At 66.7% G+C, this 23,390-nt stretch carries 18 protein-coding genes and 1 other RNA gene; 9 read left to right on the top strand and 10 right to left on the bottom strand.

Going from position 1 to position 23,390, the window contains the following annotated elements; translation table 11 throughout:
- Nucleotides 1–7: 7 nt before the first annotated feature.
- The 3 genes from ATSB10_RS05640 to ATSB10_RS05630 all read right to left on the bottom strand — a co-directional run bounded on the left by ATSB10_RS05640 (nucleotide 8) and on the right by ATSB10_RS05630 (nucleotide 5,545).
- Nucleotides 8–1,057 (bottom strand): acyltransferase family protein, encoded by a 1,050-nt coding sequence (locus ATSB10_RS05640; RefSeq protein WP_063671152.1) that lies wholly within the window; start codon nucleotides 1,055–1,057, stop codon nucleotides 8–10.
- A gap of 108 nt (nucleotides 1,058–1,165) precedes the next feature.
- Nucleotides 1,166–4,348 (bottom strand): multidrug efflux RND transporter permease subunit, encoded by a 3,183-nt coding sequence (locus ATSB10_RS05635; protein WP_083966097.1) that lies wholly within the window; start codon nucleotides 4,346–4,348, stop codon nucleotides 1,166–1,168.
- A gap of 12 nt (nucleotides 4,349–4,360) precedes the next feature.
- The gene (locus tag ATSB10_RS05630) at nucleotides 4,361–5,545 is read right to left on the bottom strand and encodes an efflux RND transporter periplasmic adaptor subunit (RefSeq protein WP_157469094.1); all 1,185 of its coding nucleotides are present in this window, start codon (nucleotides 5,543–5,545) and stop codon (nucleotides 4,361–4,363) included.
- A gap of 532 nt (nucleotides 5,546–6,077) precedes the next feature.
- Here ATSB10_RS05630 and ATSB10_RS05625 point away from each other — a divergent pair.
- The 4 genes from ATSB10_RS05625 (at nucleotide 6,078) to ATSB10_RS05610 (ending at nucleotide 13,191) form a co-directional block, all read left to right on the top strand.
- Nucleotides 6,078–11,000 carry an NAD-glutamate dehydrogenase gene (locus ATSB10_RS05625; RefSeq protein ID WP_063671150.1) on the top strand — a complete coding sequence of 1,641 codons (4,923 nt, stop codon included), beginning with the start codon at nucleotides 6,078–6,080 and terminating at the stop codon, nucleotides 10,998–11,000.
- Between the two features lie 118 nt (nucleotides 11,001–11,118).
- Entirely contained in the window at nucleotides 11,119–11,880 is a 762-nt protein-coding gene (locus tag ATSB10_RS05620) for an NAD kinase (RefSeq protein WP_063671149.1), read from the top strand.
- Between the two features lie 39 nt (nucleotides 11,881–11,919).
- Nucleotides 11,920–12,849 (top strand): 5'-nucleotidase, encoded by a 930-nt coding sequence (locus ATSB10_RS05615; protein WP_063674354.1) that lies wholly within the window; start codon nucleotides 11,920–11,922, stop codon nucleotides 12,847–12,849.
- A 90-nt stretch (nucleotides 12,850–12,939) separates the two neighbouring features.
- The gene (locus ATSB10_RS05610; protein WP_063671148.1) at nucleotides 12,940–13,191 is read left to right on the top strand and encodes a hypothetical protein; all 252 of its coding nucleotides are present in this window, start codon (nucleotides 12,940–12,942) and stop codon (nucleotides 13,189–13,191) included.
- 56 nt (nucleotides 13,192–13,247) lie between these two features.
- On the opposite strand, the gene ATSB10_RS05605 is transcribed toward ATSB10_RS05610, so the two are convergent.
- The 4 genes from ATSB10_RS05605 to smpB all read right to left on the bottom strand — a co-directional run bounded on the left by ATSB10_RS05605 (nucleotide 13,248) and on the right by smpB (nucleotide 16,059).
- A complete protein-coding gene (locus ATSB10_RS05605) occupies nucleotides 13,248–14,126 on the bottom strand; it encodes an aldo/keto reductase (RefSeq protein WP_063671147.1) in 879 nt (292 codons plus the stop codon).
- 42 nt (nucleotides 14,127–14,168) lie between these two features.
- On the bottom strand, nucleotides 14,169–15,044 hold the full coding sequence (locus ATSB10_RS05600) for a DMT family transporter (protein WP_063671146.1): 876 nt from the start codon (nucleotides 15,042–15,044) through the stop codon (nucleotides 14,169–14,171).
- 105 nt (nucleotides 15,045–15,149) lie between these two features.
- Nucleotides 15,150–15,501, bottom strand: a transfer-messenger RNA (tmRNA) gene (gene ssrA / locus ATSB10_RS05595).
- Nucleotides 15,502–15,567: 66 nt separating this feature from the next.
- On the bottom strand, nucleotides 15,568–16,059 hold the full coding sequence (gene smpB / locus ATSB10_RS05590) for an SsrA-binding protein SmpB (RefSeq protein ID WP_063671145.1): 492 nt from the start codon (nucleotides 16,057–16,059) through the stop codon (nucleotides 15,568–15,570).
- A gap of 92 nt (nucleotides 16,060–16,151) precedes the next feature.
- On the opposite strand from smpB, the gene ATSB10_RS05585 reads away from it, so the two are divergent.
- Nucleotides 16,152–16,583 carry a type II toxin-antitoxin system RatA family toxin gene (locus tag ATSB10_RS05585; protein WP_083966096.1) on the top strand — a complete coding sequence of 144 codons (432 nt, stop codon included), beginning with the start codon at nucleotides 16,152–16,154 and terminating at the stop codon, nucleotides 16,581–16,583.
- Nucleotides 16,576–16,878 (top strand): RnfH family protein, encoded by a 303-nt coding sequence (locus tag ATSB10_RS05580; RefSeq protein ID WP_063671143.1) that lies wholly within the window; start codon nucleotides 16,576–16,578, stop codon nucleotides 16,876–16,878. Before ATSB10_RS05585 ends, ATSB10_RS05580 begins: the two co-directional genes overlap by 8 nt.
- A gap of 22 nt (nucleotides 16,879–16,900) precedes the next feature.
- Here the strand turns inward: ATSB10_RS05580 and ATSB10_RS05575 are convergent, their stop codons facing one another.
- On the bottom strand, nucleotides 16,901–17,332 hold the full coding sequence (locus ATSB10_RS05575; RefSeq protein ID WP_063671141.1) for an outer membrane protein assembly factor BamE: 432 nt from the start codon (nucleotides 17,330–17,332) through the stop codon (nucleotides 16,901–16,903).
- 74 nt (nucleotides 17,333–17,406) lie between these two features.
- Here ATSB10_RS05575 and fur point away from each other — a divergent pair, with 74 nt between their 5' ends.
- A complete protein-coding gene (gene fur / locus ATSB10_RS05570) occupies nucleotides 17,407–17,826 on the top strand; it encodes a ferric iron uptake transcriptional regulator (RefSeq protein WP_017460823.1) in 420 nt (139 codons plus the stop codon).
- 310 nt (nucleotides 17,827–18,136) lie between these two features.
- On the opposite strand, the gene ATSB10_RS05565 is transcribed toward fur, so the two are convergent.
- Entirely contained in the window at nucleotides 18,137–19,747 is a 1,611-nt protein-coding gene (locus tag ATSB10_RS05565) for an MASE1 domain-containing sensor histidine kinase (RefSeq protein ID WP_063671138.1), read from the bottom strand.
- Nucleotides 19,748–19,810: 63 nt separating this feature from the next.
- On the opposite strand from ATSB10_RS05565, the gene ATSB10_RS05560 reads away from it, so the two are divergent.
- Complete coding sequence (locus tag ATSB10_RS05560; protein WP_017460821.1) at nucleotides 19,811–20,449, top strand: response regulator transcription factor; 639 nt, start codon at nucleotides 19,811–19,813, stop codon at nucleotides 20,447–20,449.
- A gap of 3 nt (nucleotides 20,450–20,452) precedes the next feature.
- On the opposite strand, the gene recN is transcribed toward ATSB10_RS05560, so the two are convergent.
- On the bottom strand, nucleotides 20,453–22,126 hold the full coding sequence (recN, locus tag ATSB10_RS05555; protein WP_063671137.1) for a DNA repair protein RecN: 1,674 nt from the start codon (nucleotides 22,124–22,126) through the stop codon (nucleotides 20,453–20,455).
- Nucleotides 22,127–22,267: 141 nt separating this feature from the next.
- Between recN and hrcA the strand changes: the two genes are divergently transcribed.
- Entirely contained in the window at nucleotides 22,268–23,329 is a 1,062-nt protein-coding gene (gene hrcA / locus ATSB10_RS05550; RefSeq protein WP_063671135.1) for a heat-inducible transcriptional repressor HrcA, read from the top strand.
- Nucleotides 23,330–23,390: the final 61 nt, after the last annotated feature.

Raw genomic sequence — 23,390 nt, 5'->3', positions numbered from 1 at the left:
CCTCCCTTCAGGGGGCGTGGTCGGGGAACCAGCGACGCAGTTGTGGCTTCAGTCGTAGCGCGGAACGTTCCACGGTGTGCCACGATAACCAGGCGATGGCACTGCTAACGACGATGGCAAACGCCAGTGTTCCCGCCAGCGATGGCGTGCCAGGCCAGCTGCGGATGATCGCCTGCTGCACGAAATACGCGTACAGATAGGTGCCGTATGAGAGGTCGCCGAATCGACCGGCTGCCCGCAGCCCGGGAGTGCTCCGGGTGCCGATGGCGAGCACCACGGCCGGAATCGCCGCCCATTCTCCGAGGGCGGGAAGGTGCGTGGCGGAGGCGATCGCCAGCAGCGCCAGGATGACGATCCACAGCCACCGCCGGGCCCGCAACAGTTCCGCCCGGAACTGCCGTGCGCATGTGCCTGTGAAGAAGAAGGCGACGTAGAGCGTGTACAGGTTCTGATGTGCATCTGCGCCGGCATGGCCGGGCAGCGTCCTGGCGAAGGTGACCGCGCAGGCGATCAGCGCCAGCAGCGACAGCAGGCGCCGACGCAAGCCGATGAGCCCGAGCAGTCCGAGATACAGGTAGCACTTGGTTTCCAGGCGGATCGTCCACCAGCTGCCGTTGACCGCCCCAGACGGCTCGCCATCGAACACCCCCGGCAGGTGGAAGGCCTGCCGCAACTCGAGATTCCGCGCGATGAAGTGCCTGGTCTCGTGCCCAAAGTAGGTGCCGGTCGGGGCAGTGGTAAGCAGGGCGCCGGCGAACACGATGAACAGAGTCGCGGTCGCCAGCGCCGGCCAGATCCGGAGCATCCTGCGTAGCAGGAAACGCACGATATGCGGATCGCGATACCAGCTCTCCGCGACCAGGTAGCCACTGATGGTGAAGAACACCATTACCGCGACCTCGCCCAGCGTGTGGCCGGTGGGGGCCGGTTGCGCGCGGCCGAGGAAGAAGAACTGGTGGGACACCATTACCAGCCATGCGGCGGCCAGGCGCAGGGCATCGAAGTTGTTGGCATGTTCCAGCCCATCCGGTCTGGCTGGAGCGACGGCTGACTGCATGCGGGCGACACTTCGGGGCGGGGTGCCTGTGGGCACGACGACATCCTTGTCCAGTGGTCGGGAGCCCCCCGCCCTCCGTGGCGTACGGAGAGCAGGGCGGAGCGGGGATCATGCGCCCCGTCGCGGATCCGAGTCGAACGGCTGCATGCCGCCGTGTCCGGTCGACGGCGCACCATCGTCGTGATGATGGTCCAGCCGGTCACCCAACAGGCGCCGCACCGTGACGTAGAACACCGGGATAAGCAGCAGGCCTAGGAAGGTGGCGAACGTCATGCCACCGATCACGCCGGTACCGATCGCGTGGCGCGAATTGGCGCCGGCACCGGTGGAAACGGCCAGCGGCAGCACACCGAGGATGAAGGCCAGCGAGGTCATCAGGATCGGGCGCAGTCGCAGTCGTGCTGCCTCGATCACCGCCTCGCGCAGGGGCCTGCCGGCCGCCTGCTGCTCGACGGCGAACTCGACGATCAGGATCGCGTTCTTCGCCGCCAGGCCGATCACCGTGATCATGCCGATCTTGAAGTAGATGTCGTTCGGCAGGCCCCGCGCCATCGAGAACACCACGGCACCGAGCAGGCCCAGCGGTACCACCAGCAGCACCGACACCGGGATCGACCAGCTCTCGTAGAGCGCGGCCAGGCAGAGGAACACGATCACCACCGACAGCACCATCAGCAGCGTGGCGGCGTTGCCGGAGAGGATCTCCTGGTAGGACTGCCCGGTCCAGTCGTAGCCGAAGCCCTTGGGCAGGTCGTCGTTGACGATCTTCTCCATCTCGCCCATCGCCTGGCCGGTGGAATAGCCCTGCGCCGGGTTGCCCACGATCTCCACCGCCGAGTAGCCGTTGTAGCGGGCCAGCGCGGGAGAGGCCATGTGCCACTTGGCGTCGACCACGCTGGAGATCGGAATCATCTGCGGCGTGCCGTCCGCATTGGTCTGTGTGCTCGGCGTGTAGATGTGCTGCAGCGCATCCGGCCCCATGCGGTAGGGCTGGTCGGCCTGCATCAGCACGCGCTTGACGCGCCCGCCATAGGCGAAGTCGTTGACGTAGACCGGGGCCAGGGTCAGCTGGATCGCGGTGTAGATGTCGCTGACCGACAGGCCCAGTGACTGCGCCTGGGTGCGGTCCACGTGCAGCTGCAGGGCCGGGGCGTCTTCCAGCGCCTGCGGGCGGATGCCGGTGAGCTTCTCGTCCTGTGCGGCCTTCGCCAGCAGTGTATTGCGTGCCTGGGTGAGTTCCGCGCGGGTCTGTCCCGCGCGCGCCTGCAGCCACATGTCGATGCCGCCGAACTGGCTGAGGCCGCGGATAGTCGGCAGGTTCACCATGAAGATCTGCGCATCGCGGATGCTGCCCAGCGCACGGTTGGATTCGGCGATGAACTGGTCGGCGGTTTCCTTGCGTTCGGACCAGTCCTTCAGGTGCACGAAGGTCATGCCGGTGTTTTCACCGGCGCCGACGAAGCTGAAGCCGGATACCTGGAACATCCCCTCCACCGCCGGATTCTTGAGCAGGACGGCGCGGATCTCCTTCATCACGTGCTCGGTGCGCGAGACCGTCGCTCCAGGCGGCAGCGAAACGATGGCCAGCGCCACGCCCTGGTCCTCGCTGGGCACGAAGCTGGTGGGCATGCGGTTGAAGAGCACGCCGCACAGCACCACGATCACCACAAATACCGCCATCCAGCGCGGTGCGTGACCGACCGCGCTGTGGATGTGGCCACCATAGGTGTGGGTGACGCGGTCGAAGATGCGGTTGAACGCGCGGTAGACGATGTTCTTCTTGTGCTCGTGCTCCGGCCTGAGGATGCTGGCGCACAGGGCCGGGGTGAACGACAGCGCGAGGAACGCGGAAAAGCCCATCGACACGGCAATGGTCAGCGCGAACTGCTTGTAGATCACGCCGGAGGCGCCCGGTTGCAGGGCCGAGGGCACGAACACCGCCGCCAGCACCACGGTGATCGCCACGATGGCACCGGTGATCTGGCCCATCGCCTTGCGCGTGGCGTCCTTCGGCGACAGGCCCTCCTCGGTCATGATGCGCTCGACGTTCTCGATCACCACGATCGCGTCGTCCACCACGATGCCGATCGCCAGCACCATGCCGAACAGGGTCAGCTGGTTGACCGTGAAGCCCAGCGGCAGCAGGCCGATGAAGGTGCCAAGCAGCGCCACCGGAATCACCAAGGTGGGGATGATCGTGGCGCGGATGTTCTGCAGGAACACCAGCATCACCAGAAACACCAGCACCATCGCCTCGACCAGCGTGTGCATCACCTCCTTGATGGAGATGCGCACGAACGGCGTGCTGTCGTAGGGCACCGACCAGGTCACGCCGGGCGGGAAGCTCTTGGCCAGCTCGGTCATCTTCGCGCGCACCGCGGTGGCGACATCCAGCGCGTTGGCGCCGGGCAGCAGCTGCACGCCGAAGGCGCCGGCTTCCTGGCCGTTGTACTGGGCATGGAAGCCGTAGTTCTGGGGGCCGAAGGCGATGCGCGCCACGTCACGCAGGCGCACTGCGGTGCCGTCGCTGTTGGCGCGCAGGATGATGTCGCCGAACTGCTCGGGCGTCGAGAAGCGGCCTTCGGCCGACACGGTGGCGCTGAAGCCCTGCCCGGGCGGTGCCGGATCCGCACCCAGCGAGCCGGCCGCGAATTGCACGTTCTGCGCGCGGATCGCCGCCAGCACCTGGGAGGCCGACAGGCCATAGCCGTGGAGCTTGTCGGGATTGAGCCAGATCCGCATCGCGTATTCGGAACCGATCTGGCGGATGTTGCCCACGCCGGAAATGCGCGAGACCTGGTCGAGCACCTGCGAGGCGACGATGTCGTTGAGTTTCGCGCCATCGATGGCCGGATTGCTCGAGGTGAGCGCCACGAACATCAGGAAGTCCGGGTTGGCCTTGGCTACCACCACGCCCTGCTGGGTCACCTCGGAAGGCAGCCGCGGCGTGGCCAGCGAGACCTTGTTCTGTACCTGCACCTGGGCGATGTCGGGATCGGTCCCGGTTTCGAAGGTCAGGGTGACCGACGACGAGCCGTTGGCGCTGGACGATGAGCTGAAATAGAGCAGGTGGTCGATGCCGGTCAGCTGCTGCTCGATGACCTGGGTCACCGTCTTTTCCGTGGTGTCGGCGCTGGCGCCCGGGTAGGACGCGCTCACCGTCACCTGCGGCGGGGCAATGTTCGGGTAGGACTCGATGCCCATGTTGAGCACCGCCAGCGTGCCACCCAGGGTGATCAGGATGGCCACCACCCAGGCGAAGATCGGGCGATCGATGAAAAAGCTGGGCATGGATGCGCTCCGTTACTTGCCGCGCGCCGCCGACTGGCCCGCGGCGGACGCGGAGCCGGATGGTCCGGGCGTCCAGGGCTCGGCCGTCGCGGGGGCGCCGTCCTTGACCTTCTGCAGGCCGGAAACGATGACCTTGTCATTGGCCGCCAGCCCGTCGGTTACCACCCAGTGGCTGCCGCTGGCCTGGTCGGCGGTGACGTCCTTGCGCGCCACCTTGCCGTCCTTGCCGACCACCATCACGTAGGCACCGACGGTGTCGCGCTGCAGGGCGGGCTGTGGCACGAGGAACACCTTGTGCTGCTCGCCCAGGCGTGCCTTCAGGGTCACGTACATCCCCGGCAGCAGCACGTGGCCGGGGTTGGGCACCGTCGCACGCAGGTCGACCGAGCCGGTGGCCGGGTTCACCGTGGTGTCGGAAAAGTCCACCGTGCCGGGATGGTCGTAGCGGCTGCCGTCGGGCAGCGCGACCTCGACGGTGGCCTTGTCGGTGGCGGCGAGGGTGACGCTGCCATCGGCCTGGGAGCGGCGCATCTGGTCGAGCTCCGCGGTGCTGAGGCTGAAGTTCACGTACAGCGGATCGATCTGGTCCACCGTGGTCAGCAGGGTCGCGTCGCCCTGGCCGACCAGGGCACCCTCGGTCACCTGCTGCTTGCCGGCACGACCGTCGATCGGCGACCGGACACTGGCATAGCCCAGGTTGATGCGGGCGGTCTGCACGTTCGCCTGGGCCTGCTGCACGCTGGCTGCAGCGGTGCGCTCGGCGGCCAGTGCGTTGTCCAGGTCGGACTTGGACACGTAGCCTTTGGGTGCCAGTTCGCGCACGCGCTCGGCGGCCACCTTGGCATTGGTGTAGGAGGCGCGTGCCTGGGCCAGGTTCGCCAGGCTGGCATCGAGCGCCGCCTTGAGCGGCGCAGGATCGATCTGGAACAGCAGCTGGCCCTTCTTCACGTCGGAACCTTCCGCATAGACGCGCTTGACCAGAACGCCCGCGACCCGCGCGCGCACATCGGCGCTGCGATAGGGCGACAGGCGGCCGACCAGGTCCTTGGTCAAAGGCTGGTTCGTCGGCGCGACGGTCACGACGCCAACCTTGGGCGGCGGCGGTGCCGGCTGGGCATTCCTGTCCTTGCCTCCGCATGCAGCCAACGCCAGCAGGCCCAGGCACAACAGGGGGGCGCGCAGTGAAGAGGGGTTCATGAAAACTCCATGATCGCGTGGTCAGGTTTATTCGGTGCCGCAACATGGCCAGGCTGCGAACCTTTGGCGGGGAGGGATCGCAGTTGCCGACGGGATTCGGCGGGGGAGCGCCGGCACCTTGCCGCCCGCCCGCGGATCGCGTTGCGGTGCATGGCACGGACGTCAAAACACCAATATACCCAGCAGTACAAAATTTGTCTCGCTCGTTGGCCTGGCTTGGCTGGGCCCTTTTCGCACTTGTGGTCGGGCCGGATTTGTGACAACGAACCTGGGTGCGCTAGCCGTGCTTCGACACCGTGCCGCGTCGAATCATTTCGAGCACGAACGAGGGAGTGTTGCCAGGGCTGGAACGGCGTCTCGGGTGTGTTGCGGTGAAGACGTTTTCTATTGCGGTGCAGCGCAACCCGGCAGCGGTTTTCCATGCGCCCGGGCATGGCAGAAAACGGCCTCGCGCGGTGGATTCGACGAAACGCGAAGCGTATCCTTCGCGGGCTTTTTGTTCCCCCTCTGCATCCACTGAACAGTAGAAGCCATGAATGCGATTCGCGCGGCCGTGAATGAGTCCCTCGCAGCAGCTGTCATCGACGAAACAAGCAAAAAGGATTCGCCCGTCCAGCGCCTCCAGGAGGCGCAATTTTTTATCCGCACCTTCTTCGCGCGACTGGCCGCTGGCGACGAGTCGCTGCATACCCCGGCGCAGTGGGCTGAGCTGGTGCTCGATCTGCTCGGATTCATCGCCCGGCGCGAACCCGGCCGGGCATCGGTGCGAGTGACCAATCCCGCGCTCGGTCATGACGGCCGCAGCGTCGTGGAGGTGGTGACCGACGACATGCCGTTCCTGGTCGACACCGTCAGTATGATTCTCTCGGCGGATGGTCCCATCCATACGGTGATCCACCCGGTGGTCAGGGTCGTGCGGGATGCCGCGGGCGCCCTGCAGTCCATCGGCGGCGACCAGGGCCAACCCGAATCGGTGATGCATTTCGAGATCGACCGGCTTGCCGACGGTGAGCCGCAGGCCGAGCTGAAGGCCCGGATCGAGTCCGCGCTGGATGACGTCCGGCTGGCTGTCCGCGACTGGGAGGCGATGCGGGACAAGGCCCGGGCCATTGCCGCCGAGCTGCCGGTCCGCCCGAACACGCGCGATGTGGCCGCGACGACCGAGTCGGCGGAGTTCCTGCGCTGGCTGGCCGACGACAACTTCACCTTCCTCGGCTACCGCGAATACGAAGTTCGCCAGGGCGAAGGCGGCGAAGTGCTGCAGTCGGTCGAAGGCTCGGGACTGGGCATCCTGTCCGGTACCGAGCGTTCTCTGGCGCCGCGCTCGGTGGCCTCGCTCGGTGCCCATGGCGCCACCGCCGGCTCGATCGAGCCGGTGATCCTGACCAAGACCAACGCCCGTTCGCAGGTGCATCGTCCGGGCCACATGGACTATGTCGGCGTGCTGCGCTTCGATGCCAACGGCAAGCCGATCGCCGAGCAGCGCTTCCTCGGCATGTTCTCGTCCAATGCCTACATGGCCCGCCCGCAGGACGTGCCGGTGGTGCGCGACAAGGTGGAGGCCGTGCTGACCCGCTCCGGGTTGAAGCGCGATTCGCATTCCGGCAAGTCGCTGCGCCACATCCTGGAGACGCTGCCGCGCGACGAGCTGTTCCAGTCCAACGAGGACGAGCTGTACCAGGCGGTTTCCGGCATCCTGGAGCTGCGCCAGCGCGCGCGAACCCAGCTCTTCGTGCGCCGCGACCGTTACGGTCGCTTCTTCACCTGCATGGTGTTCGTGCCGCGCGAGCGCTTCAACACCACGGTGCGCGAACGTATCGAGGCGCTGCTGCGCGAGGCGCTGCACGGCCAGGAGCTGGATTCGACCGTGCTGCTGGGCGACTCCGCGCTGGCGCGCCTGCACGTGGTGGTGCGTCCCCGCGTGGGCGAGCAGGTGTCCTACGACCTGCACGCGCTGGAAGAGGGCGTGGCCGGCATCGTGCGCAACTGGCAGGACGAGGTGCGCGACTCGCTGGTCGGCCGGCTCGGTCCGCAGCGGGGCGTGGTGCTGGCCAATCGCTATGCCCGCGCCATGCCGCCCGGTTACATCGACGAGGTCGCTCCGGCCGTGGCTGCGGCCGACATCGAGGCGCTGGCCAGCCTCGAGGGCGACGATGCCATTCGCATGTCGCTGTATCGCCACGCGGACGGTTCGCTGCGCTTCAAGGTGATCCATGCCGGCGAGCCGATCCCGCTGTCCGAGGCGCTGCCGATGCTGGAGAACATGGGCGTGCGCATGCTGGCCGAGCACGTGTACAGCCTGGAGGGGCAGGAGCGCCCGCTCACCATCCACGACTTCGAGGTCAAGCCCAAGCAGCCGCTGAGCTTCGAGCTGGAGCACGTGCGCGATCGCTTCGAGCGCGCGTTCGAGGCGCTGTGGCGCGGCCAGGCCGAGAGCGACGGCTTCAACAACCTGGTGCTGTTTGCCCAGGCCGACTGGCGCCAGATCGCTGTGCTGCGCGGCTACTGCAAGTACCTGCAGCAGGTCGGCATCGCGTTCTCGCAGACCTACATGGAAGCCACGCTCAACCGCTACCCGGCAATCGCCGGCGTGCTGATCGAGCTGTTCCATGCCAAGTTCGATCCGCGCCGCGAATCGCTCTCGGCCGACGAGCTGGTCCGCGCAGGCGAAGACCTTCGCCGCGAGATGCTGGCGCTCATCCCGGAGTCGACGCGCAATGCACGGCCGGACCTGGTCGACGGCATGGTGGCGTGCCTGGCCAAACCTCGGGCGGAGCAGGAGCGGGCACTGGTCGAGGCGCTGCGCACATTGCTCGACGACGTCGCCAGCCTGGACGACGAGCGCATCGTCAAGAGCTATCTCGATGTCATCGGCGCGACCCTGCGCACCAGCTTCTTCCAGCAGTGGGACGGCCAGTTCCGTCCGTACATCAGCTTCAAGTTCGACTCGCACCGCGTGCCGGACGCGCCCAAGCCCGTGCCATACCGCGAGATCTTCGTCTACTCGCCGCGGGTCGAGGGCGTGCACCTTCGCTTTGGCCCGGTCGCGCGCGGCGGCCTGCGCTGGTCCGACCGTCGTGAGGACTTCCGCACCGAGGTGCTGGGCCTGGTGAAGGCGCAGATGGTGAAGAACACCGTGATCGTGCCGGTGGGCTCGAAGGGGGGCTTCTTCGTCAAGAATCCGCCCGAGGGCGGCGATCGTGACGCGCAGCTGGCCGAGGGCATCGCCTGCTACCGCCTGTTCATCGCCGGTCTGCTCGACATCACCGACAACCTGGTCGAGGGCAAGGTGGTGCCGCCGCACGACGTGGTCCGCCACGACCAGGACGATCCGTACCTGGTGGTCGCGGCCGACAAGGGCACGGCCACCTTCTCCGATATCGCCAACGCGATTTCGGTGGGGCACGGTTTCTGGCTGGGTGACGCGTTCGCCTCGGGCGGTTCCAACGGCTACGACCACAAGGCGATGGGCATCACCGCCAAGGGCGCGTGGGAGTCGGTCAAGCGCCACTTCCGGGCGCTGGGTCGCGACTCGCAGACGCAGGACTTCACCTGCGTCGGCATCGGCGACATGTCCGGCGACGTGTTCGGCAACGGCATGCTGCTGTCGCGCCACATCCGTTTGGTGGCGGCATTCGATCACCGCCATGTCTTCCTGGACCCGAATCCGGATGTGGAGCGTTCGTTCGTCGAGCGCGAGCGCATGTTCAAGCTGCCCCGCTCGAGCTGGGAGGACTACGACAAGTCGCTGATCTCCGCCGGCGGCGGCGTGTACCCGCGCAGTGCCAAGTCCATCCCGCTCTCGCCCGAGGTGCGTGCGGTGCTCGGCATCAAGGGCGACGTCACGCAGCTGTCGCCGACCGAACTGCTCAGCGCGATCCTCAAGGCGCCCGTCGACCTGCTGTGGAACGGCGGCATCGGCACCTACGTCAAGGCAAGCAGCGAGACGCACGCCGAGGTCGGCGACCGCGCCAACAACGCGCTCCGCGTGAACGGCGCGGAGTTGCGCTGCAAGGTGGTGGGCGAGGGCGGCAACCTGGGCATGACCCAGAAGGGGCGCATCGAGGCGGCGCACCACGGCGTGCTGCTCAACACAGACTTCATCGACAACTCCGCCGGCGTGGACACCTCCGACCACGAGGTGAACATCAAGATCCTGCTCGGCGACGCCATGCAGCGTGGTGAGCTCACCGACGAGGCACGCAACGAACAGCTGCGCGTGATGACCGACGAGGTCGGCCGGCTGGTACTGTGGGACAACTATCGCCAGAACCAGGCGATCACGGTGATGGAGCACCAGTCGATCAAGCGCATCGGCTCGATGGCGCACTTCATCCGCACGCTGGAAAGCGAGGGCCTGCTCGACCGCCAGGTGGAGAACCTGCCGAGCGACGCCGAACTGACCGAGCGCAAGACCCGCGGCCAGGGCCTGACCCGGCCAGAGCTCTCGGTGCTGCTGTCCTACGACAAGATCAAGCTGTTCCAGCAGCTGCTCGAGTCCGACGTGCCGGAGGATCCGTACCTCTCCAAGGAGCTGGTCCGCTATTTCCCCGAGCCGCTGCACGGCAAGTACGCCGAGCACATGCAGCGGCATCGCCTGAAGCGCGAGATCATCGCCACCGCGGTGACCAACTCGACGATCAACCGCATGGGCGCCACCTTCATGATGCGCATGCAGGAGGACACCGGGCAGGGGCCGGCGGCGATCGCCAAGGCCTACACCGCCGCCCGCGAAATCCTCGATGCCCGCGAACTGTGGGCGGAGATCGAGGCGCTGGACAGCAAGGTGGCCGAGAACACCCAGATCGACGCGATCTTGCAGATCTGGAACCTGCTGCGGCATATGACGCGCTGGCTGCTCAATCGTCCCGGCGGCACGCTGGATATCGCTGCCAACGTCGAGCGTTACCACGATCACGTCAGCGAGCTCCGCAAGGCGTTGCCCGATGCGCTCACCGACACCGGTCGCGGCGATTTCGAGTCCAGCCAGGAGAAGTGGGAGGGGCTTGGCCTGCCGGGTGATCTCGCCGTGCGTCTGGCCAGGCTCTCCGAGCTTCGCGCCGCGCTCGACATGGTCGAGGTGGCGCAGCAGAGCGGTGCGCCGATCGCCCGCGTGGCTACCGTGTTCTACGAACTGGGTGAGGCGCTCGACCTGGAATGGTTGCGCGACCAGATCGAAGCGCTGCCGGTGGAGGGCGCCTGGCACGCGCAGGCCCGCGGTTCGCTGCTGGACGAGCTCAACCATCAGCATCGTGCGCTGGCGCTGCAGGTGCTCTCCCTGTGCGGCGACCGGACCGACCGCACGCCGGTGCAGGCCTGGCTCGAGCGTGACGATGCGACGCTCAAGTACACCCGGGCCATGCTGGCGGAGATCCTGGCGCAGAACGCGGACTACCCGATCGCCTCGGTCGCCGTTCGCCGGCTGGCGCAGCTGGCCCAGGTACCGGTCGGCTGACCACGTCCGCCCTCCTGCATGGAGGGCGGCTGCGATCGTCCATGGATGCGCCGCGCCGTCGCCTGACGGCGCGGCGCTCCTGTAAGCTCGAAGGGTTGCCATCGCCCGCGGATACGCCATGCGCTTTGCCTTCGTCGCCAGCGATACACCGGTCGCCCAGCAGGCGCGCCGAAAACTGGTGGCCCAGTACGGCGACGTGCCGCCAGCGCAAGCCGAAGTGATCGTGGCACTGGGGGGCGATGGCTTCATGCTCCGCACCCTGCATGCACACCGCGACGGGCAGGTGCCGGTCTACGGCATGAAGCTGGGCCGGGTCGGCTTCCTGATGAACAAGCACCGGCTCGAAGATCTGCCCGGGCGCATTACCCAGGCCCACGCGGCGACACTCCATCCGCTGGAAATGCACACCACCGATGCCGATGGCGTCGAGGCCACGGCGATCGCCTTCAATGAGGTCTCGCTGCTTCGCCAGAGCAACCAGGCGGCGCACCTGGAAGTGAAACTCAACGGCACGGTCAAGCTGTCCAACCTCATCTGCGACGGCCTCCTCGTGTCCACGCCGGCCGGTTCCACCGCCTACAACCTGTCGGCCCATGGCCCGATTCTGCCGCTGGATGCCAATGTGCTGGCGTTGACGCCGATCAGCCCGTTCCGTCCGCGCCGCTGGCGTGGCGCGATCCTCCCGCACCTGACCGAAGTCGGCCTGCGCGTGCTCGACCCGGGCAAGCGCCCGGTGAGCGCGACGGCCGATTTTCACGAGGTGCGGCACGTACGCGAGGTGTCGATCCGGCAGGCGCGCGACCAGGGGGTTCGCCTGCTGTTCGATCCGGAGCACAACCTCGAGCAGCGCATCCTGGACGAGCAGTTCGCGCTCGACTGAGCGACGCCGGCATCGGCCGGATGCGCTAGATTGCACGACATGACCGTGCACTTTCCCGATGCCCACGATCCGGCGGCCAGCCAGGACAACCGGTTGGTCGTTGCGATCTCCTCCCGCGCGTTGTTCGATCTCGGCGACAGCCACAGCCTGTTCGAGCGCGATGGACTGGATGCCTACCGCCAGTTCCAGATCGAGCACGAGGAAGAGATCCTCCGGCCGGGCGTGGCGTTTCCGCTGGTGCAGAAACTGCTGGGTCTTAACCGGCTGGCCGGCGACGTGCCGCCGGTCGAGGTGATCCTGCTGTCGCGCAATTCCGGTGACACCGGCCTGCGCATTTTCAACGCGATCCAGCATTACGGGCTGGAGATCAGCCGCGCCGCATTCACCAGCGGTGCGCCGACGTCCGATTACGTGGCCCCGTTCAAGGCCGACCTGTTCCTTTCCGCCAATGCCGAGGACGTCGGGCGTGCGCTGGCGGCCGGAGTCGCGGCCGCGACAATCCTGCCCAGCACCGCCCCGCCTCGCGCCAGCGAACAGCTGCGCATCGCCTTCGATGGCGATGCGGTGATCTTCGGCGACGAGGGCGAGCGGGTCTCGCGGGAGGAGGGGTTGGCCGCCTTCCATCGCAGCGAACACGAGAACGCGGCCGAGCCGCTCTCGGTCGGTCCGTTCCGCGGATTCCTCACGGCGGTCCATCGCCTGCAAGCCGCGTTCCCCGCCGAGAACTCGCCGATCCGTACGGCGCTGGTCACCGCACGTTCGGCCCCGGCGCACAAGCGGGTGATCCTGACCCTGCGCAAGTGGGGCGTGCGCATCGACGAGGCGCTGTTCCTCGGTGGTCGGGACAAGGGGCCGTTCCTGGATGCGTTCGGTGCCGACATCTTCTTCGACGATTCGCCGGCCAACGTGGAATCGGCACGCCGCCACGTGGCTACCGGGCATGTGCCGCACGGGGTGAGCAACCGTTGAGTCGCTCGCCGGCCATGGGGCCGGTGATGGCGCGGCGCGTTTGTTCTATCGTGGGCTGCCGCCAGGGTGGCGGCTCAAGGAGGAATCACCATGAAACCAAGTCATCGCTTGCTTGTTTCCGTGCTCCTGCTGCTGGCCGTCGCCGGCATAGGCAGTGCAGCGGCACAGACCGTGATCGTCGTATGCCATCCTTGCATCATGACCTACCAGGACTGCCTGGACAGCGGCCAGTCGCCCAACTATTGCCAGACACACACCTACGCCTGTTGCCCACCCATGTCCTCTACGCAGACGGGTGTGCAACCGGTCGCCGACCGGGCGAACAAGTCCGGAAAGGCCTGAAACGGCGCATTGCGCGCTGGCTTCGCGGGGCGCGATGCGCCCCGCACTCTTTCCTCTCAGGGGACCGCGTGCCCCTGGCTGGCCGTCCAGATCGCATACCAGTCCTCGTTGTCCAGGCGGAGATCGAGCGCATCGAGTGCTTCCCGGATTCCGTCGATGCGCCCGCTGCCGGTGATCGGATGAGGCCGCGAGGGATGACGCAGGATCCACGCATAGGCCAGGGTGGCGATGCTGGTGTCCAGGCGCGCAGCGATGGCGCTCATCTCGTTTCGGAGCCGGACGGCACGTTCGTCCTGCCCGGAGAACAGCCTGCCGCCAGCGAGGGGCGACCAGATCATCGGCCGGCAGCCCAGCGCCTGGGCCTGATCCAGAGTCCCATCGTCGAGCGCACCCGGCGCCAGCGGCGACAGTTCCAGCTGATTGGTGACCAGGGGATGATGGCGGTTCAGCAGGTCGAACTGGCTGGCGCTGTGATTGGAGACCCCCCATTGGGCCACCTTGCCCTCCCGGGTGAGTGTCCGGAAGGTGTCGGCCAGGGCGGCAGCATCCATCAGGTAATCCGGGCGATGGATCAGCACCAGGTCCAGTTGTTCGGTCCGGAGCTGCGCCAGCGATCGTTCCACCTGGCCGCGGACATAGGCAGCTGAGGTGTCGTAGTGATTGACCCGGTAGGGCCGGTCGGCGGAACGCAGCCGGATACCGCATTTGGTGATGAGCCGCATCCGCTGGCGTAGCGCCGGAGCTGCCTCCAGCGCCTCACCGAACAGGCCTTCGGCCCGATAGTCGCCGTAGATGTCCGCCAGGTCGAACGACGTCACTCCCAGGTCGAGTACCTGCTCGATCCAGCGCACGCGCTGGGCGGCGTCCAGTTTCCAGTCCGCAATGCGCCAGAGGCCGGCAATGATCGGAGACAGTGGTGACAGTTTCGGTGACATCGGGGCATCCGTGGGTGGAAGGGCATGGGTCCTGGAGGGGCGTCAGGGCAGGGGCTGCCGACGCCACCAGCGGGTGACCTGCTCCTCGCGCACCAGCGTGAACAGGCCCGCGCCGAGGATCAGCACGATGCCCACCAGCATGGGCCAGTCGAGTCGATCGCCGAACAGCCAGTAGCCGAAGCCGATCGCCCACAGCATCTGGCTGTACTGGGTCGGTGCGATCCGGTTGGCCGGCGTGAGCAGCGTGGCCAGCATCAGCAGCACGCCGGCGACGCCCTGCATCAGGCCGTAGCCAAGCAGCTTCATCCAGGCCGACGGGTCGGGCCAGACCATGTGCGGGAGCATGAAGATCCCGCCGACCAGCAGCGGGCCGATCACGCCGGCGCCGTAGAGGCTGATGCGTCTCTCGTGCTGGCCGGCCAGGCGCATGGCGACCATCGAGACCGCCCCGGACAGCCCGCAGGTGATCGCGGCAAAGTGACCGATGCCCAGTTGGCGGAAACCCGGGCGAAGCACCACGAGTACCCCGACGAAGCCGACCACGACCGCTGTCCAGCGGCGCCAGCCGACGTGTTCCCGCAGGAACAGCACCGACAGCAGCGTGACGAAGATCGGCATCAGGAAGATCAGCGCGAAGGTCTCCGCCATCGGAAGCAGGGTGAAGGCGATCACTGCGCTGATGTTGCAGACCGCACCGGTGATCGCGCGTATCCACCAGACTCCGGGACGCCGAGCAACGACCAGGTCGCGCAACCGGTCGCCCGGTGCACGAATGAAGGGCACGGCACCCAGGCAGAGCAGGGCGCCGACGAACACGACCTCGTAGGCCGGGATCGCTCCGCGGAGGGATTTCACGCAGGCGTCGCTGATCGCATAGGCCGCGTAACAGGCGAAACCGAGGATGACGCCTTGGCGCATGAAGGGGGAGCGTGGGCGGAAAGGAGGCGCATTGTCCCATGTCGACTTGCCGGTAGGACGCGGGACAAGAAAAAACCCGCCGGGCGAGGCCAGGCGGGTCGGTATTGGTGGAGGTGGCGGGAGTCGAACCCGCGTCCGAAGGCGCTCAACGCCCAGTACTACATGCTTAGCTCACCGTTGGATCTCGTCCCGCGACAGCACGATGTGCGAAGCGCATCGAAGGACCAGCCTGCTTGATTTGACCCTGGCCGACAGGCGGCGGCTTCGGGCGATCCCGTGATGATGACCCTACATCCACGAGCACGAGCACAAGTGGGTTCGGGGCTAGGCCTTAAGCGGCCAGAGCGTAGTTGTCGTCGTTGGCAACTATAAGTTTGCGGCTGGATTAACGAGGAAAGCTGCCCCCTCGGCATGCACCAGGCCATCTCACTACCCCCGTCGAAGCCAGAACACCCCCGGGAAGTACGAAACAGCTTCAACAGTATATGGGGCCGATGGCCCGGCCTTCAATGAATGCCTGTCGTCAGGCGGCCTTGTTGTGCGATCGCATCGTGCGCTGCTTCTCGCGCTGCCAGTCTCGCTCCTTGGCCGAATCGCGCTTGTCGTGCTCCTGTTTGCCGCGGGCGACGCCGATCTCCACCTTGACCTTGTTGCCCTTCCAGTACATCGCAGTAGGCACCAGGGTGTAGCCCTTGCGTTCGGTGGCGCCGATCAGGTGGTCGATCTCGTGACGGTGCAGCAGCAGCTTGCGGATGCGGCGATCCTCCGCTATGACGTGTGTGGATGCGCTGATCAGAGGCGGAATCGAGGCTCCATAAAGGAACAGCTCGCCGTCGCGCACGATCGCGTAGCTCTCGCCGAAGTTGATCCGGCCGGCGCGCAACGCTTTCAGCTCCCAACCCTGCAGGGCGATGCCTGCCTCGTAGCGCTGATCGATGTGGTACTCGTGGCGGGCGCGCCGGTTCAGCGCGATCGTGCCGCCGCCCTTGGTGTCCTTGTCCTTGCTCTTGCTCATGTCCGCTAGACTTCCGGGCGGTTGCCCTGTGCTGGGTCGGCCTCATATCCGGCAGGCCAACCTTTGAATCGTGATGTGTCGAGAGGCTTTGCGTGATCGAAATCCGCCGCAGCGCGCTGGTGACCTATACCCCCGCGCAGATGTTCGATCTGGTGAACGACGTGGAAGCATACCCAAAGCGCTTCGCCTGGTGTGCCGGTTCCCGCGTGCTGGAGCGCGGAGAGAACATGATGGTGGCGCGGCTCGACCTCAAGATGGCCGGCTTCAACCAGAGCTTCACCACCCGCAACACCGCCGAACGTCCCGAGCGCCTTCAGATGAGTCTGGTCGACGGGCCCTTCCGCAGCCTGGAGGGCCTGTGGACGTTCCAGGCCCTGGGGGAAAACGGTTGCAAGATCGCGTTTTCGCTCGACATCGACTACGGCGGCGTGATCGGCGCCGGCGCCATCAAGCTCGGCTTCCAGGGGCTCGCGGGCCGGATGGTCGAAGACTTCACGCGTGAGGCCCGGCGGACCTATGACTGACCGGGCGGCTCTGATCCGGGTGGATGTCGTGATCGCCATGCCTGGCTCCGCCTGGAATACCTCTCTGGAGCTTCCGCACGGAGCTACTGTCGCCGATGCCGCCGCGGCTATCGAGCGCATGGCAGGATGTCCTCAAATCGCCGCCGAGGCCATCCGTGCGAAGCGGGTGGGCGTATTCGGGCGCCGCGTCGATGACGATTTCACCCTGGGCGACGGTGACCGACTGGAACTCTATCGCCCGCTTACCGCCGATCCGAAGGAAGCCCGCCGTCGGAGGGCGGCCCGCCCCGGGTGAGGGAGCAGGCTTCGATGCGGCCTCAGTGCTGGTCGCCGCCTGTGTCGGCCGGGCCTTCGTTCTTGTCGCCCTTGGCGTCGTCGACCGGATAGCTCACCTTGAACTTCTGCGTTTCCTTCAGCAGCTTCTCGGCATCCTCGGCGAAGAAGTCACCTTCGGTGCGCACCAGGGTGTCGTTGTTGAAGGTCAGGGTGAAGGTGCGGATCTTGATCGGGCCACCGCGATGCTGCTGGGTCGAGACGTAATCCCAGCGATCATGGTCGAACGGGTCGCTGACCGAGGGCGATCCCAGCAAGACCAGCACCTGCCGCTTGGTCATGCCGGGCTTGAGTTGTTCGACAGCGTCCTTGGTGAGGATGTTGCCCTGCTGCACGTCGGGGGTGTACACGAGTCGGCAACTGGCCAAGGAAAGCGCCAGAGTGGCGAAACCCAGCGTGCGAATCAGCTTTTGCATGCGTGTTGCGTCCCGAACGTAAAGGTCACGGATGATACACTAACGGCCTTGCGATACCGCCCGCGGAGCCGGCAATGGATCAGGAAACCAGAGAGCTGCGCAAGGCCGGGTTGAAGGTCACCCACCCGCGTATGCGCATTCTCCAGATCTTCGAGGAAGAGGGTGTCCACCACCTCTCTGCCGAGGACATCTACCGCCGCCTGCTGGCTTCCCAAGAGGACATAGGACTGGCCACCGTTTACCGGGTACTGACCCAGTTCGAGGCGGCCGGTATCCTGATGAAGCACAATTTCGAGGGCGGGCAGGCGGTTTATGAACTCGACCGTGGCAAGCACCACGACCACATGATCGACGTAGACAGCGGCAAGGTCATCGAGTTCGTCAGCGAGGAAATCGAACGCCTGCAGCGGGAGATTGCCGCCAAGCACGGCTATGAGCTGGCGGACCACAGCCTGGTGCTGTATGTCCGTTCCAAGGACAGCCGCTCCCGATAGTGCATCGATGTGGGACCCGGGTGTCCGCGCCCGGAGGTTGGCTCGGTGCCTGCTGGAGGTAGGTAATAAAAAAAGCCGCAGACGGACTCCTGTCCATCTACGGCTTATCCGCTACCTGTTGGCGATGGATTCGGGCGAGTTGCTCGCAGAAACCCAGTCGTCGAAGGTATCGGCCGAGCAGCAATCCTTGCCGCCCTTCGAAGCCACCGTCCCCACGGTGACTTCGGCTCGCCATCTTGCAATGGCGGCTCCCCCACATCGATGGAAGGATCCTAACGAAGCCTTCACGAACCGGGTATCAGAAAAATTCCTAGGGATGACGCACGGACGGGTCGACCTTGCCGGGCGAAATATTGTTGCCACGCAACAAGATGCGCAGGTGGACCCCTGGCGTGCCCGGTCGCAGGCGGAACAGCCCGCCCAGCGAGGTGACCCGGTCGCGCATGCCCTGTAGCCCGCGACCTCCCCGCGGAATCGTCGACGGAAGGCCGTTGCCGTTGTCGCGAATGTCCAGCAGGGCCAGCGGAGCGCCATGGCGCTCCCCGATGCGCAGCCGCAGCCGGTACTGGCTGGCCTGGGCGTGCTTGACCGTATTGGTGGCACTTTCCTGCACCAGGCGGTAGATCGCAGTGCGGGTGTCGTCGTCGAGCAGCCTCGGATCGCCGTAAAGGTCGGTGATGTACTCCACCCCGGCGGCGTCCAGCAGGTCTCGTATCGGACCCTCCTCAAGTGCCCGAAGCAGGCCGAACTCGTCCAGCACGGCCGGGCGGAGGTCGTCCAGCAGCCGGTGCAGGGCCCGGCGCATGTGTCCGAGGATGGTGTTGACCGAGTGGACCACATCCTCCATGCCCGAGGCCTGCAGCCGGGCCTGGGCCAGCTTCATGTGGGTCTGGATGGCCGTGATGTTCTGGCCCAGTTCGTCGTGGAGTTCGGCCGCCATGTAGCGCCGCTGGCTCTCCTCGGCCTGCAGGTTACCGCGGGCGGCGTCGCGCAGCTGGCGGGCAAGCTGATCGAGCCGTCGGTTCACGGCGGCGAGATAGACATTCTGTTCGGCCACCCGCTCGCTGCTCCGGCGCAGGGCATCGGTAGCGGAGCCGAGCATCAGTGCACCGGTTCCCGCCACGGCAAGAAACAGATAGCCCGAGGCACTGGGGACCGGTTGCCCCACCACGAAGTCCACCAGGCTCATGCCCATGCTGGTGGTGATCATGGCCAGGCTGGCGCCGCGCCAGCCGTGGCGGAAGGCGAAGAACATCACCGGGGCAAGCGACAGCACGCGGGCGAACTGTGGCTGTGGCGCCGCGTGCTCGGAAAGCATCAGCAGGATGGCCATCGATGGCAGCATGACCAGCAGGCCGTCCATGATCAGGTTGGCGAGCATGCGCCGGCTGGGTCGGGCACGAACCAGCATGATCATCAGCGGAACCACCAGCAGGACACCCAGGTAGTTGCTCAGCAGATCCAGGCCCAGGGCCTCGATCATCGGGCTGGACGGGGCGGTCTGGTGCATCAGGGCGAGCAGCGCGGCATCCACCGCGGTGGTCGCTGTGACCACGAGCACCGCAGACAGCAGCAGGCGGGTCACGTCTTCCGGCACCCGCAGGCTCGGATGGAGGTTGGCCTTGCGCAGCAGCCACAGGCCGGTGGCCACGATCAGGGGGTCCGGTACGTCTCCGATAAGGAAGCCCAGCAAGCCCATCACCTCGTCGCGATGAACGTCCAGGAAAACGCTGGCCCCCAGCTCCATGCCGAGCAACCACGGCCACTGGCGCGTCGGCGTCAGCAGCAGGGCGCCGAAGCGCAGGCCGAAGGGGAGCATCCAGTAGGGCTGTTCGGTCGGCCACAACAGCAGCCAGGCCGCCAGGTAGCACACGCCGAGGAACGGGCCGGAGGCCAGGAGCCGGGTCGTAAGGGTCCGCATCGGGGCATGTTACATGTGCGATGCTTGGTGCGGTCGAGAGGGTGCGGCAGGGTGGAGAGGGGCATGTACAGCATTGTTCTGGTGGACGACCACGCCATCGTGCGTGAGGGGTTCAAGCGACTGATCGAGATGGAGCCCGACCTGGAGGTCGTGGCCGAGTGCCGCTGCGCCGATGACGCGGTGGATGCCATCAACCGGACTTCGCCCGACCTCGTGGCGCTCGACCTGTCGTTGCCCGACGGCAGCGGGCTGCCGCTGATCGAACACCTGCTCAGCGTGTCTCCCGGCAGCCGGATCGTGGTGCTCAGCATGCACGATGGCGAGCCTTACGTTTCGGAAGCTCTGCGTCGTGGTGCGAGCGGTTTCGTGACCAAGGGGGTTGCTCCGGAAGAGCTCGTTGCCGGACTCCGGGCGGTCATGGATGGGGAGTGCTACCTGAGCTCGGACCTGCGCCAGCGACGGGCTGAGCGGCCGAGCGAGGCACTCGACCCGATCCAGCGTCTGACCGCCCGCGAGCGGGAAGTCTTTCTGCTGCTGGCAGCCGGTCGCGCGCCCAAGCAGGTGGCGGCCGAACTGGGTATCGGCCAGAAGACGGTCTACATCCATCGGGCCAGTCTGATGGGCAAGCTCGGTGCCGGCTCGGAGCTGGATCTCTACCGGATGGCCAGCGAACGAGGCCTGCTTGACGGTCCGGCAACCTGAGCCTCAGTCGGCCTGCGCCCGCTCCAGCATCTGCTTGGCGTGAGCGCGGGTCGCGGCGGTGATCTCCAGGCCGCCAAGCATCCGCGCCAGCTCGGCCTGGCGACCGGCCCCATCCAGCGTCTTGATCAGGGTGGCGGTGGTCTCGCCGTCGCTGCGCTTGCTCACTTGGAGATGGGCGTGGCCCTGCGCCGCTACCTGCGGCAGGTGGGTCACGCACAGAACCTGGCGCAGGGTGCCGAGCGAGCGCAGTTTCTGGCCGACCACTTCGGCCACGGCGCCACCGATGCCCGTGTCCACCTCGTCGAACACCATCGTGCCGACGGTGTCCTTGCCCAGCGTGGCCACCTCGATCGCCAGGCTGATGCGCGCCAGTTCGCCGCCGGAAGCCACCTTGCGTAGCGGCCGGGGCGGTTGTCCGGGGTTGGCGCTGACCAGCAACTCGCAGCGTTCGCGGCCCTGTGGGTCGGGATCCGCGCCACCGGCCGGCTCCAGTTCGATCGCCAGCGTGCCGCCGGCCATGCCGAGCTCGCCCATCAGCACACCGACCTCCGCCGCCAGGCGGGTGGCCGCGTCGCGGCGGGAGGCGCCGAGGACGTCGGCGGCTTTCGCGTATTTCTGCTGCAGTTTGTCGCGGCGAGCTTCGAGCGCGTCCAGTGCTTCGCCCGCACCCTCCAGTTCCATCAGCTCGGCACGCAGGGCGACGAGCTTGTCGTGGAGGTCGGTCGCGGGTAGACGGTGCCGACGGCCCAGTTCGTGCAGCCGGGCCAGGTGGGTGTCGACCTGGGTGAAGCGCTCGGGGTCGAGATCGACGTCCTGCGCGTAGCGCCCCAGGTCGTCGGCGGCCTCGCCGAGCTGGATCGTGGCATTTTCGACCAGTTCCAGCAGTGGCTGCAGCCGGTCGTCGATCGCCGCCAGCCGGGCCAGCTCGGCCTGCGTGCGGCCCAGCACGCGACACAGCGCGAACTCGCTGTCGCCGTCGATCATGTCGACCACCCCGGCCGCGCCCTCGGCCAGCCGGCCGGCATTGGACAGACGCTTGTGCGACGCCTCCAGCTCGGCCAGTTCCTCCGGCGGCAGCGCCCACTGCTCCAGTTCGGCGACTTCGTGGCGAAGCAGCTCGAGCTGGCGGTCGCGGTCATCGCCGCCGCTGAGCTTGCGGATGCGGGTGCCGACCTCACGCCATTCGGCGGCCAGCGAGCGAACCTCGCCAAGGGTAGCCTCGTTCCCGGCGTAAGCGTCCAGGAGGGCGAGCTGGTGCCCCCGAGAGAGTAGCGCCTGGTGCTCGTGCTGGCCGTGGATCTCCACCAGCAGCGCGGCCAGCTCACCGAGCTGGCTGGCATTGGCGGGGCGGCCGTTGATCCATGCGCGCGAACTGCCCTCGGTGCGGATTACCCGGCGCAGCTGGCAATGCCCTTCGTCATCCAGTTCCTCGCGCTCCAGCCAGGCCCGAGCCTCCGGAAGTCCGGTCAGGTCGAACTCCGCGGCCAGCTCCGCACGGTCCGCGCCGGCGCGCACCATGCCGCTGTCGGCGCGGGCACCGGCCAACAGCATCAGGGCATCGACCATCAGCGATTTGCCGGCGCCGGTTTCGCCGCTGACCACGGTAAGCCCCGGGCCGAAGACGATCTCGGCTTCTTCAACGACGGCGAAGTGTCGGACGTAGAGCGAAGTGAGCATGGAAAACGGTTCGATGGAAGAGACTGGATTGTAGGGATGGCAGGCGACACGGGCGAGGCCCCCCGCCGCCGGACACGCTCCGGCTTGCAAAGCCGCTCGCCACACCTTATTTGTTCCCCGTCTCAAGGATTGCCACAGCGCATGCGACAGCACCATGGCCACGAACTCGACGCCCGCGCCCGCAGCTTGCTGCGGTCGTTGATCGCGCAGTATCTGTCCGACGGCGAGCCGGTCGGCTCGCGCACGCTGTCGCGCTCGTCCGGCCTGGACGTCAGTCCGGCGACCATCCGCAACATCATGGCGGACCTGGAGGAAGCCGGTCTGGTCGCCTCGCCGCACACCTCGGCCGGGCGCATTCCCACGCCGCGCGGTTTGCGTCTGTTCGTCGACAGCCTGATCGAGCTCCAGCCACTGCATCGGGACGACATGGCGCGGCTCAGGCGCGAGCTACCGCCGCAACCGGCCACCACGCGGGATTTGCTGGGCAACGTGTCTTCGCTGCTCTCGGCGATGACCCATTTCGCCGGCGTGGTCACCGTGCCCAAGCAAGGGGACTTCCCGCTGCGCCACATCGATTTCGTGGCACTACCTGACGCCCAGGTGCTGGTCGTACTGGTGTTCGCCGACAACCAGGTGCAGAACCGCATCGTCCGCCTGGCCAAGCCGCTGGACAATCGCGAGCTGGAGCAGGCGGCCAACTACCTCAACGCTCATTTCGCCGGGCTGCGGCTGGACGACATCAGGGCCCACCTGCTGCGCGAGATCCGCGAGGCCGGCAGCGAGCTCAACCGGCTGCTGGCCAGTTCGGTCGAGCTCGCTGCCGCTTCGTTCGCCCCCGCAGGCGAGGGCGAGGACGTGCTGGTAAGTGGCCAGACCAATCTGATGAACTATGCCGAGCTTGCCGACCTGGACCGTTTGCGCGAGCTGTTCGAGGCGTTCCAGAAGAAGAACGAGCTGCTGCAGCTCATGGAAATGTGCGCCCGGGCGCCGGGCGTGCGCTTGTTCATCGGCGAGGAATCGGGCTTCACCGCACTGGATGGGTGCAGTGTCGTCACCGCCACCTACGGTGCCCACGGTCGGGTGATGGGGGCGGTGGGGGTGATCGGGCCGACGCGCATGGCCTACGAGCGGGTGATCCCGGTGGTGCAGGCGACCGCCGGGCTGCTGAGCGACGCCTTGAATCGGGCCGCGCCGACCTCATAAACGCCCCGGGAGGCGGGGTTCCCCGCATGTTTCGAGGGTCGGCAAGCCTTGCCGGCCCGGG

Origin of the sequence: Dyella thiooxydans, from assembly GCF_001641285.1 — a bacterium.
In the GTDB taxonomy this organism is placed as follows: domain Bacteria; phylum Pseudomonadota; class Gammaproteobacteria; order Xanthomonadales; family Rhodanobacteraceae; genus Dyella_A; species Dyella_A thiooxydans.
This window is presented reverse-complemented; position numbering and strand designations above follow the sequence as displayed.